Source organism: Brenneria sp. g21c3, assembly GCF_040240345.1.
GTDB lineage: Bacteria > Pseudomonadota > Gammaproteobacteria > Enterobacterales > Enterobacteriaceae > Brenneria.
Genome location: NZ_JBEIAB010000002.1, coordinates 479058 through 491493 on the forward strand (window position 1 = coordinate 479058; position 12436 = coordinate 491493).

General features: G+C 55.8%; 8 protein-coding genes. 4 read left to right on the forward strand and 4 right to left on the reverse strand.

Going from position 1 to position 12436, the window contains the following annotated elements:
* Positions 1-199: 199 nt before the first annotated feature.
* From tamA to ABRZ28_RS04825, 3 genes are read left to right on the forward strand one after another with little or no spacing between them, the layout of a single operon-like run.
* Positions 200-1921, forward strand: coding sequence for an autotransporter assembly complex protein TamA (gene tamA / locus ABRZ28_RS04815; RefSeq protein WP_330519656.1), 1722 nt, complete (start codon positions 200-202; stop codon positions 1919-1921).
* The gene (gene tamB / locus ABRZ28_RS04820; protein ID WP_442878667.1) at positions 1918-5880 is read left to right on the forward strand and encodes an autotransporter assembly complex protein TamB; all 3963 of its coding nucleotides are present in this window, start codon (positions 1918-1920) and stop codon (positions 5878-5880) included. The genes tamA and tamB overlap by 4 nt, the downstream gene beginning before the upstream one ends.
* Positions 5881-5882: 2 nt before the next feature.
* Positions 5883-6227 (forward strand): gamma-glutamylcyclotransferase family protein, encoded by a 345-nt coding sequence (locus ABRZ28_RS04825; protein ID WP_319604511.1) that lies wholly within the window; start codon positions 5883-5885, stop codon positions 6225-6227.
* A 77-nt stretch (positions 6228-6304) separates the two neighbouring features.
* Here the strand turns inward: ABRZ28_RS04825 and ssuD are convergent, their stop codons facing one another.
* The 3 genes from ssuD to ppa form a co-directional block, all read right to left on the reverse strand.
* Entirely contained in the window at positions 6305-7471 is a 1167-nt protein-coding gene (ssuD, locus tag ABRZ28_RS04830) for an FMNH2-dependent alkanesulfonate monooxygenase (protein ID WP_330519627.1), read from the reverse strand.
* Positions 7472-7581: 110 nt separating this feature from the next.
* A complete protein-coding gene (locus ABRZ28_RS04835) occupies positions 7582-8550 on the reverse strand; it encodes a sulfonate ABC transporter substrate-binding protein (protein ID WP_319604513.1) in 969 nt (322 codons plus the stop codon).
* 732 nt (positions 8551-9282) lie between these two features.
* Positions 9283-9810 carry an inorganic diphosphatase gene (gene ppa / locus ABRZ28_RS04840; RefSeq protein ID WP_319604514.1) on the reverse strand — a complete coding sequence of 176 codons (528 nt, stop codon included), beginning with the start codon at positions 9808-9810 and terminating at the stop codon, positions 9283-9285.
* Between the two features lie 285 nt (positions 9811-10095).
* Here ppa and ABRZ28_RS04845 point away from each other — a divergent pair, with 285 nt between their 5' ends.
* A complete protein-coding gene (locus tag ABRZ28_RS04845) occupies positions 10096-11682 on the forward strand; it encodes a methyl-accepting chemotaxis protein (RefSeq protein ID WP_319604515.1) in 1587 nt (528 codons plus the stop codon).
* A 60-nt stretch (positions 11683-11742) separates the two neighbouring features.
* Here ABRZ28_RS04845 and plsY read toward each other — a convergent pair whose 3' ends face one another.
* On the reverse strand, positions 11743-12366 hold the full coding sequence (gene plsY, locus ABRZ28_RS04850) for a glycerol-3-phosphate 1-O-acyltransferase PlsY (protein ID WP_330519628.1): 624 nt from the start codon (positions 12364-12366) through the stop codon (positions 11743-11745).
* Positions 12367-12436: the final 70 nt, after the last annotated feature.

Consider the following 12436-nt stretch of genomic DNA (forward strand, 5'->3'; position numbering starts at 1 on the left):
ACCGGTTTAAGATATATATCTAAAGGAAAATATTGATATTTCCTGCTAACGTTCAGGCAGAGGGTGTTTGCCGATATCATGCGGTATGAAAACGATATTCTAGATTTGATGTGACCGAATAAGGTTATCAGGAAGCTAAGTGACTATTCTCTCAGGAAAAAAAAACAGCCATTCGGGCTTCTGCGCGCCACGCCGACATATTTGGGGTTTACTGTGCGTACTCCTATTTCCCTCCGCAAGTTTTGCCGCCAATGTGCGTTTACAAGTCGTTGGATTAGACGGCGCGCTGCAAAAGAACGTGCGGGCGCGTTTATCCACGATTGCCGCCGATGAAGTGACTGCCGACGGTCGTTTCCGCTCGCGCGTCGATGATGCGATCCGCCAGGGATTACGCGCCCTGGGTTATTATGATCCGCAGATCGCCTTTGAGTTTCGTCCCGCGGTCAATGGCGGGCGGCCGGTGCTGATTGCCAGCGTAACGCCGGGCGAACCGGTAAAAATAGCTGATGTGAATATTGTGCTGCGCGGCGGAGCCCATGACGACAAGGATTATCAGCAACTGGTGAAGAATGATGCGCCCGACGTCGGCAGCGTACTTAATCATGGCGATTACGATAGCTTCAAGAATTCACTGAATAGTTTGTCGTTGCGCAAAGGGTATTTCGACGCCCGCTTTTTGCAGAGTCGGTTAGGCGTCTTGCAGGCGGAACGCCAGGCTTTCTGGGATATCGATTTTGACAGCGGCGAGCGTTACCGTTTTGGCGAGGTCAAATTCGAAGGTTCGCAAATTCGTGAGGAATATCTGCGCAATCTGGTGCCGTTTCATGCCGGCGATGCCTACAGCAGCGAAGAGCTGGGCGAGTTTAACCGTCGTTTATCGGCCACCGGATGGTTCAATTCGGTGGTGGTTTCCCCTGATTTCAGTCAGTCGAAAGCAACCAAAACCCTGCCGCTGGAAGCGGTCATCACGCCCCGTACCCGTAACCGCATCGAAACCGGGGTAGGGTATGCCACGGACGTAGGGCCGCGGCTTAAAACCACCTGGAACAAACCCTGGATCAACAGCTACGGGCATAGTCTGGAAAGCAGCATCAACGTCTCCGCGCCGGAACAGAGCCTCGATCTGAGTTATAAAATTCCTTTGCTGAAGAATCCGTTAGAGCAGTATTACCTGCTACAGGGCGGTTTCAAACGCGAGGATCTCAACGATACCAAGTCCGATTCGACCACGCTGAACGTCGCGCGCTACTGGGATCTCTCCAGCGGCTGGCAGCGGTCCGTCAACCTGCGCTGGAGCCTCGACCACTTTACCCAGGGCAGCGTGACGGACACCACCATGCTGATCTATCCCGGCGTGAGCATCAACCGCACCCGCCAGCGCGGCGGTCTGATGCCGGTATGGGGCGACAGTCAACGCTACTCTGTCGATGTTTCCGATACCCTGTGGGGGTCGGATATTGATTTCGCCGTGTTGCAGGCGCAGAACGTCTGGATCAGAACGCTGGCGGAGAAACACCGCTTTGTGGCGCGCGGCAATCTGGGCTGGATCGAAACCAACAATTTCTCGCGCGTTCCGCCTTCTCTGCGTTTCTTCGCCGGGGGCGATCGCAGCATTCGCGGCTATAAGTACAAATCCATATCGCCGCGGGACAGCGACGATAAATTGACCGGCGCATCCAAACTGGTCACCGGTTCGCTGGAGTATCAATACAACGTGACGGGGAAATGGTGGGGCGCCGTTTTCCTGGATTCGGGCGAGGCCGTCAACGACATTAAACAGAGCGACTTTAAAACCGGCGCGGGCGTCGGCGTGCGTTGGGCATCGCCAATCGGCCCGGTGAAATTGGACGTTGCGACGCCGATCGGCGATCCGGAAAAAAATGACGTGCAGTTCTATATCGCTTTGGGGCCTGAATTATGAGTCTGAAGAATAACCTGGGCCTGATGAAAAAAGTTGGCATCGGTCTTCTCGCTTTCCTGTTGCTGTTGCTCATCACGCTGGTGCTGCTGGTGGGGACGACGCCGGGTTTACATCTGTTGCTGAATGGCGCCGCGCGCTTTGTGCCGGGGCTGGACATCGCCAGCGTCAGCGGAGGCTGGCGCGATCTGACGCTGAAAGATATGCGTTATCAAATGCCGGGCGTCACGGTTAAGGCCGATACGTTTCATTTGTCATTGGCGCCGCGCTGTTTGTTGCAGAGTCAACTGTGCATCAACGATCTGTCGGCACAGAATATTGATGTGGTGGTGGACAGCAAGTCGTTGCCGGTTTCCGAGGAAGCGCCGGCGCCCAGCGAGCCGCTGACTGAATTATCCGCGCCGTTTCCCATCTCGCTGCGTCAACTGGCGTTGAACAACGTTCACGTCGCCGTAGACGATACGGCCATCTCATTGGCCGAATTCCGCACCGGCATGGAGTGGAGAGAGCGCAGTTTGACGCTGCTGCCGACCAAAATCGGCGCTTTGCTGGTCGCGCTGCCGAAAACCCCCGTCGGCGCGCTGGAAGAGGGCAAGGCGACGGCGGCGCAAGTGGCGGCGGCCGTTAAAGAAAGCGCCGACAGCGTCCGCGAGTCGCTGGAAAGCGGGACGGCGCAAACGGTTCAGATTGATAAAACACTCTCCGGGGCGCAAACGTCGTCTGCCGCGCCGCTGACGCCCGCCGATAAAAACGGCGCGGCGGATAAGCCAGCCGCAAGCGACGCGGCGTCCGCTCAGCCGCAGCAAGCGCTCGGCGAGCGGCTAACCGAACTGTTCTCCAAACCGTTACTGCCCGACTTGCCGCAATTCACCCTGCCGCTGGATCTGAACATCACGGAAATTCATGGCGAGCAACTGCGGCTGACGGGCGATCAGGACATCCTTATCGCCGATTTATGGATCCAGGCCTCCACGCAGGCGCAACGCCTGACGCTGGATAGATTGGTTGTCCGGTCTCCGCAAGGGGGGTTGAATGTCCGGGGCAATGCGACGCTCAGCGATAACTGGCCGGTTTCCTTATCGGCTAACGGCGTCATCAATGTCGACCCGCTGAAAGGGGAAACGCTCAAACTCAGCGTGGACGGCGGCCTGCGTGAAAAACTGAATATCGCGCTCAATCTGTCCGGCCCGCAGCGCGCGCAGCTCAATCTGCAAACCGAACTGGCGCAAGCGGGGTTGCCGCTGGCGCTGACGCTGCAAACCGATCGGATACGCTGGCCGTTAACCGGGGCGCCGCAATATCAGGTCGACAACCTGCAATTGCAGTTAAGCGGCCAGGCTACGGATTACACCCTTTCGCTGCGCAGCGATCTGCGCGGCGCCGACCTGCCGCCCGCGGCGCTGTCGCTGAACGGCAAAGGCAATGTGCAGCAGTTCACGCTGTCGCGCCTGCGATTGTCCGCTCTACAGGGCCATGCCGATCTCAGCGGCGTGGTCGACTGGAGCAAAGCCATTAGCTGGCGCAGCGAACTGCTCTTGAGCGGCATCAATACGGCGAAACAGTGGCCGGACTGGCCGGCGAAAATCGACGGCAAGGTGACCACGCGCGGCAGTCTGTACGGCGGCAGCTGGCAGCTACAGGTGCCGGAACTGCGTCTGGACGGCAATGTGAAGCAGAACAAGCTGTCCGCCAGAGGCGAACTGCGGGGAAATGCGGCCGGGCAATGGCAAATTCCGGGGCTGAATCTGGCGCTGGGTTCCAACCAATTGAATGTTAAGGGCGAACTGAATGATCGGTGGCGGCTGGACGCCGATATCAATGCGCCGTCGTTGAACGGCACGCTGCCCGGTCTGGCCGGGCGCGCGGTCGGTACGTTGAAATTACGCGGCAATCTGCGCGAACCGCAGATTCTGGCGGATATCACCGCATCGGGCCTGCGTTGGCAAGAGATGACCATTAGCCGTATAAAAGTGGACGCCGACGTGCGCTCCGAGCAACAGATCCAGGGCAAGCTGGCGGTGCGCCTGGAACAACTGCATCAGGCGGGGCTGGATATCAGCCTGCTGACGTTGGCTGCCGACGGCAATGAAAAACAGCATCAGTTACGCCTGAATATGGAAGGCGAGCCGGTATCGGGGCAACTGGCGCTATCCGGCGGCTTCGATCGGCAAACGCAGCGCTGGCGCGGTACGCTGAGCAATACCCGGTTTGATACGCCGGTCGGCGAGTGGCGTCTGATGCAGGCGCTGGCGCTGGATTATCAGAATACCCAGCAGAAAATCAGTATTGGCACGCACTGCTGGCGTAACCCAAATGCCGAGCTTTGCGTTCCCCGAACCATTGAAGCCGGGCCGAGCGGTCAGGCCAGCATCAGATTAAACCGCTTCGATTTAGCCATGCTTAAACCTTTCCTGGGCGAGGACACCGTTTTGGCGGGTACCTTTACCGGCGGCGCCGATGTGAGCTGGCAGCCGGGACAGGGCTTGCCGCAGGCGAAAGTGACGCTGGCGGGCAACGGCGTGAATATCCGCCAGCAAGTGCAGGGAAAAACGTTGCCTGTCGCGTTTGACACGCTGACCCTGAATGCCGGTATCGATCGCGGCCGCGTGCAGCTTGGCTGGCTTATCGCCATCCGGGATAACGGTCGTTTCACCGGCAATGTGCAGATTACCGATCCGCAGGGAAGACGTAATCTTGGCGGCAATGTCGCCATCAATAATATTTCGCTGGCGCTGCTTGCCCCGATATTGCAGCAGGGGGAAAAGGCCACGGGCATGCTGAATGCCGATTTGCGTCTGGCGGGGAATGCCGCGCGCCCGCAGGTATTCGGTCAGATCGCGCTGGAGCAGTTTGATCTGGACGGTCGCTGGATGCCGATCGATCTGACGAACGGGCGTCTGGCGGTTCATTTCAACGGCATGTCTTCCACGATGCAGGGATTCCTGAAAACCAATAACGGCCAGTTAAACCTGAGCGGCAATGCCGATTGGGAGAATCCCAATGCATGGCGGGCGCGCATCGCGGCCAAAGGGGAGAAAATTCGGGTTACCGTGCCGCCGATGGCGCGGCTGGACGTTACGCCGGATATTGTGTTTGAGGCTACGCCGCAACTGTTTGCGTTAAATGGTTCGGTCAGTATCCCGTGGGCGCGTATCGTGGTCAACGAACTGCCTGAAAGCGCAGTCGCGGTGTCGTCGGATGAGGTCATGCTGGATGAAAACCGTCAGCCGTTGGCGCAAGCCTCTACATCTATCCCCATCAACAGCAACCTGACTATCCGTATCGGCGATGATGTCCGGCTGGATGCCTACGGGCTTAAGGCGAGTTTGCAGGGCGATCTGAAAATGACGCAGGACGAGCGCGGGCTGGGGATTAACGGGCAGGTCAATATCCCTTCCGGCCGTTTCAAAGCCTACGGACAGGATCTGATTGTGCAAAAAGGACTGATTCTGTTCTCCGGTCCGCCGGATCAGCCGGTGCTGAATATCGAGGCCGTGCGTAATCCCGATAATACCGCCGATGACGTCACCGCCGGCGTGCGCGTCACCGGGATGGCGAGCGCGCCCAAGCTTGAAGTGTTCTCCAATCCGACCATGTCGCAACAGGAAGCGCTCTCCTATCTGCTCAGAGGCGAGGGACTCGGCAGCAGCGGAGCCGATAGTTCGGCAATGACATCGATGCTGATTGGTTTAGGGGTTGCGCAAAGTGGTCAAGTTGTGGGTAAAATCGGCGAGGCTTTCGGGGTAAGTAATTTAGCTCTGGATACACAGGGCGTTGGCGATGATTCACAAGTGGTCGTCAGCGGTTACGTGCTTCCCGGCCTGCAAGTTAAATACGGTGTTGGCATATTTGATTCTTTGGCGACGTTAACGCTGCGTTACCGCTTGATGCCAAAACTATACTTGGAAGCGGTGTCTGGTATCGATCAGGCATTAGATGTGCTCTATCAGTTTGAGTTCTAGCGATGCGAATTATTGTCTACGGCAGTTTACGACGCAAACAGGGAAATAGTCACTGGATGACCAACGCCCAATGGCTGGGGGATTGTCAACTCGCTGGATATGAGTTGTATGACCTCGGCCACTATCCGGCGGTGGTGACTGGCGATGGGGAAATTTATGGTGAAGTGTATCGCATCAGTTCGTCAATACTGGCGGAGCTGGATGCATTAAAACGAGACGGTCATGAATACCGGCGGGAGCTGATTTCCACGCCCTACGGCAGCGCGTGGATCTATCTGTATCAGCATTCGGTGACCGGATTGAAACGGCTCGCCAGCGGCGACTGGCTGAAGCGCGACGAGGAATAGCGGATGCCGCCGACCGCAATCAGGAAACATCGCAAACTCTGCGCAGGCGATGTTTCAGATTGCGGTCGATAGCGGTTTTAACCCACCGCCGCAACATCATTACTGGCGCGATTATCAAATGCGCCCCCGGTGAAGACGCGCGGCGTGCCTCCTCCGGTTACGATCTGATCCGCCTGCGTCACGGGTTTTTTCCCCGGCAATAAAGGGAATACCAGCTCAGCAAAACGGATAGACTCTTCCAGATGCGGATAGCCGGACAGTACAAAAGTATCTACGCCCAGATCGGCATATTCCTGCAAGCGCTGCGCGACCGTCTGAGGATCGCCCACCAGCGCCGTGCCGGCTCCCCCGCGAACCAATCCCACCCCTGCCCAGAGATTCGGACTGATTTCCAGCTTATCCCTCCTGCCGCCATGCAAGGATGAGATCCGATGCTGACCCACGGAATCCTGCCGGGCGAAATTCGCCTGCGCTTTGGCTATCGTTTCATCGTCCAGATGCTGGATTAACCGCTCCGCCGCCTGCCAGGCTTCAGCATTCGTTTCCCGTACAATGACATGCAAACGCACGCCGAAACGAACCTGACGCCCATGTTTTTCGGCTTTAGCACGCACATCCTCGATCTTTTCTTTCACGGCTTCGGGCGGTTCGCCCCAGGTCAAATACGCATCGACCTGCTTGCCGGCAAGTTCATGGGCGGCCTCGGAAGAACCGCCGAAATAAAGCGGGGGAGAGGATTTTTTTTCTGAAGAGTAATAATTCCTGGCATTTTTGGCCTGGATATACTTGCCGTCAAAGTTGACCGTTTCGTCGTTGAATAGCTTTTTCCATACCGTAATAAACTCATCGGCCAGTTCATAACGCTGGTCGTGCTCCAGGAATACGCCTTCGGCAGCCAGCTCGTCGGCATCGCCGCCGGGCACCACATTAAGCAATAACCTGCCGTGTAAGGCTTGATCCAGCGTCGCGGCCTGCCTGGCGATGACGACGGGATGCGCCGTTGAGGTTCGTAACGCGACCAACAGCTTAATGCGGCTGGTCACGGGAGCCAGGCTCGCAGCGGTAATCCACGGGTCGAGATTACCGCTGCCGGTGGGAATTAACAGACCGTCGTATCCCAGATTCTCTGCTGAAACGGCAATCTGTCGTAAATATTCATTTGTCGCATAACGCCCGGCAGGCGATTTACCAAGATAACGCGTGTCGCCGGAGGTGGGCAGAAACCAGAAAATTTCTGTGCTCATCGTATATCTCCTTACTCTATAAAGGATTAATCAACCGGTATGCACGCGGTAAATCATGATGAATAACGTCATCCGGCAATCGCTGTATTACCCCGTTATGGGTTAGGGCCTTAAGGTTTATCCTGCGACCAACGCGCCTGACTGACATCGACTTTCACCGGAATCAAACCAACGTCGGTAAACGTATCGGCCAGTGTCTGCTGCTGGCGAATCACGTCATCGGTGATGCGTTGCGTACCGAAAGGCATACGCGCCAGCGCCCGCAGCCATATCGGTTGCGGCAGACCGGTGCTTTGGGACAGCACTCGCGCCACCTCTTCATGATTATCGTTGGCCCAGTCGCTCAGTTGCGCCAGTTGTTCGATGACCAGCTTGGCGATGTCGGGATGGTTTTCAGCAAATCGGCGGCTTGCGAGATAGAAGGTGTAGTGCGGGACAAGGCCTTCGGCATCCTGAAGCCGGCGCGCGCCGGCGTTGGTTTCAACCTCCGCATAGAACGGGTCCCAGATGACCCAGGCGTCGATGCTGCCATTCTGGAATGCCGCCCGCGCATCGCTGGGCGTCAGGTAGACCGGCGTGATATCGGTATAGGCCAGCCCGGCTTTTTTCAGCGCCTCGATGAGCAGATAATTCACATCCGACCCTTTATTCAGGGCCACCCGCTTGCCTTTAAGATCTTGTACGTTTTGCACCGTCGATTCTTTCGGCACCACGATCGCTTCGGTCTTTGGATTGGGGATGTTGTGCGCCAGATAAATCAAATCCGCTTTAGCCGCCTGGGCGAAGGCGGGAGGGGCGTCGCCGGTGGCGGCAAGGTCGATACTGCCGACGTTGAGCCCTTCCAGCATTTGCGGACCGGCGGGAAATTCGATCCAGCGGGTGGCGATGCCCTTCTGTTTCAACGCTTCGTCGAGCGTGCCGCGTGATTTGAGCAGCGCCAGAATATTGGCTTTTTGAAAGCCGATATTCAACTGCTTGAGCGGCTGTGTCTCCGCCAATGCCTGACTGAATATTCCCAGCGCCGCCAACGCGGCGACCAGGCGCAGAAAGCGCCGTGCTAAAACATACCCGTAATTCATAAAACCGCCTGTTTATCTGTCGTGAAATATCCAAAAAACTCAGCAGGAGATTAAGACGAACCGCCTGGATTAACGTCAATCGTTTTTAATACGCAATGCCGTTTACGCTTGGGCGCTGAACAGCGTTAATAACGCGGCCGGCAAGATAATACTGCCGCCGTATTTATATTTAAAATCACCTCATCCCGTCGCCAGAAGTAAGGCTTACGTTGTAAGAGCTCGCCGATATTGTCAAAGTAAAAGATTGGTATTGCATAGGATATTTAATGATTAGTGATATAAAATATTTAAAATCACCAATATGACAAGTATAAAAACCAAATAAATATTTTTTGCGGTATTATCATCTAAGGAAGGCCGGCCGGCATGATATTGTTTTTATCATGATTGAACGGTTTCTCTTGCCGCCAAATACCGTTCTTTAATTAAGGGTAAAACGACGGTCGTCAGGATTGGCATCGTGTAATAATCAGAAATTGATAGCCGGAAAAAATATTTATCAATTAATTCCATGCTCTGTCTATGGCCTTTAAAAACGGATGACGTTAAGCGCAGGTATTGCGCGGCGAGATATATTTAGGAATACAGGATGTTGATGACAAAGTGCGGCGAGCGGTGAGAATGGATAGATCGTAAAGACGCTTTACTCTTCTATTCTATTTCATTCTCACCGTTCTGGTTCGGTAGATAGTCTGGCATGCCGGCTTACGCCGGCATGATGGAGGAAGGTTTTTATTTCTTGGCGCGCTCGAAGGAGGCGACGATTTCCGCTTTAGCGGCTTCGGCGTTCTCCCAACCTTCCACTTTTACCCACTTGCCTTTTTCCAGATCTTTGTAATGTTCAAAGAAATGAGTAATCTGCGCGCGCAGCAATTCCGGCAGATCGTTGACGTCTTTGATGTGATCGTATTCTTTGGTCAACTTGCTGTGCGGCACGGCGACCAGCTTGGCGTCTTCACCCGATTCGTCAGTCATTTTCAGTACGCCGACCGGACGGCAACGGATCACCGCGCCCGGCTGCAACGGATACGGCGTCGGCACCAGTACGTCGACCGGGTCGCCATCCAGCGACAGAGTATGATTGATGTAGCCATAGTTGCATGGATAGAACATGGCGGTAGACATGAAGCGGTCTACAAACAGCTCCCCGCTATCTTTATCAACTTCATATTTGATCGGATCGGCGTTAGCCGGGATTTCAATAATGACGTAGATATCTTCTGGCAGATCTTTACCCGCCGGGACATTGTTCAGACTCATGTCGGTTTCCTTCTCTTCAAACCTGAAATGGAGTGGCGGTCATTATAGCCAAAACGCGCTTGATGTCCTCGATTTTTAGCGCCTGCCGTTTTCCCGCCAGCGCCGCGCGCAGAGTGTAATAACTTATAGATAAATGTAACAAACTTATTAATTCGTTATTAAGTTACTAAACCCTATGGCGGGTTAAAGCTTAAGAGATCGGCATCCGATAGATGGCCTGCTGCAAATTTCGTTGGCGATTTGCTGCTTTTACAGGATTGATTTTTATAAATTCAGGAGGATGTGATGTTAAAAAATATCACCATTAAGGTGAATTTGCTGGTTCTTTTAGGCGCCATGGTGCTGCTTTTGCTGCTGGTCAGCGCGATTGGCATCAGCTCCATCAATCAGGGGAAAAGATCGCTTGCGACGATTGACAAAATTCAGGGCAAAGAGCTGAGCGCGCTGGCGGGCAGTTACACCGCTTCGCTGCGCGCCCGAACCGGGGTCGCGCTGGCGGCCCGGCAGATGGTGGCCGGCGAGCGGATTAAGGCCGAAGAGTCGGTGGCGCGGGCGCAGGACTATGCGGTGATTTCCCGTCAGGAGATGGCGCGGCTCCTTGAATACGGCGCCGTGACGGCGCATGGCAAGAAGCTGCTCGAAGACATCAAAAAACAGTATGCCGTCTATATCGATCTGGGTATTCAGCCGATGATCGACGCGCTGAAGCGCGGCAACGTGGATGAATATTACAGCCTGCTGCAAAACGTGGTTCCTCCTCTCAGCGCCGATATGGATAAAGCCAATAACGCTTTTCGCGATTTTGCCTTGCAGGTGGGGCAGGAGATGGTCTCTGACGCGGAATCTTTCGCCGTCAGCCGGTTGACCACGATTGGCATCGCCTGCGCGCTGACGCTGGCGATGGCGCTGATTGCCTGGGTTGCGCTGAAACATCTGGTTCTGCTCCCGCTTGGCAAGGCGGTGCGACAGCTGGAGTTTATTTCTCATGGCGATTTGACGCATCAGATTGAGGATGGCGGCGACAATGAGATTGGCCGCCTGATGCAATCGATGAAAAACATGCAGCATTCGCTCTCGCTGGCGGTCGGCCGGGTGCGCGACGCTGGCGGACAGATTGACATCGGCACCGGCGAACTCTCCATCGGCAATACGCATCTGGCGGCGCGCACCGAAGAGTCGGCGGCCTCCATCGAGCAAACCGCGGCCAGCATGGAACAGCTGAATGCGACGGTGAAACTGAACGCGGAGAATGCCGAGCAGGCATATAGTCTGGCGCAGAATGTTGCGGATATCACCGGACAGGGCAGCAATGCGGTCGAACAGATGGTTGAGAGAATGAGCCTTATCTCTCAAAGCTCGGCGCATATCGCCGATATTCTGGCCGTTATCGACGGTATTGCTTTCCAGACCAATATACTGGCGTTGAACGCCGCGGTGGAGGCCGCGCGCGCCGGCGAGCAGGGGCGGGGCTTCGCGGTGGTGGCCGGCGAGGTGAGGAACCTGGCGCAGCGCAGCGCGCAGTCCGCCAAAGAAATCAAAGCGCTGATGCTGGATTCTCAGGAGCGGGTCAGGGAAGGGACGCAAATGGCGGAAACGACCGGCGACATCATGAATAAGGTTTCTGAGGTCGTGACGCACATGACCACCCTGATGCGGGAGATCTCCAGCGCGTCGCGTGAACAGAGTCACGGTATCGAACAGGTCAATGTCGCCGTGTCGCAGATGGATGAAGCGGCCCAGCAGAATGCGTCGCTGGTGGAGGAATCAACGGCGGCGACGCGTTCGCTGGAAGAACAGGCGCGTCAACTGGCGGAAAGTATGGCGGTATTCAAACTGCCGCGTCAGGAACTGGCGGCGATAGGCCGGTATTGAGTCTGACGGGGTATTGTTATCGACCGACCATTCCCGTCGCGGCGGGAATGGTGATTTGTCTTAAACATCCGCATCGTCAGCGCGTTTTTTCCTGCGCAGTTTGCGCCAGATTTTGCTTTCCTGCCCACGCCACAAGCGCTGAATATTATCATGGTGACGCACCAATATCAGACAGGAAAGCAAGGCGACCGGGAAGGTAAACTGCGGCTTAAACCACCAGACGTAGAACGGCGCGATCAGTGCGCTGACGATCGCTCCAAGCGAGGAATAGCCGCTGAGCAACACGGTCAGCAACCAGGTTCCCGTCATCAGGCCGGTGAGATCCCAGCCGATGGGCGCAATGGCGCCGAACGCCGTGGCGACGCCTTTGCCGCCGCGAAAATGAAAAAATACCGGATAGATATGACCGAGACAGGCGGCGATGGCGGTCAGCCCCAGATATAAAGGGGGAACGCCCAGCGCGTACGCCGCCCAGACGGGCAACATGCCTTTTAATATATCGAAGATCAGCACGGTGGCGGCGGTGGATTTGCCGCCGATACGCAGGACGTTGGTGGCGCCGGGATTGCCTGAACCCTGCTCGCGAGGATCCGGCAGCCCGGCGATCCGGCAGACCAGAATCGCGCTGGAAATGGAGCCACACAGATACGCGATTAATATCATACCAAGCGCGGTAGCACTCATAACGCGGTTCCGTTTAATAGAAAGATGTTTAGAAGGTCGTTTAATAAGGGTCGTTTTACTCTTCGCATCT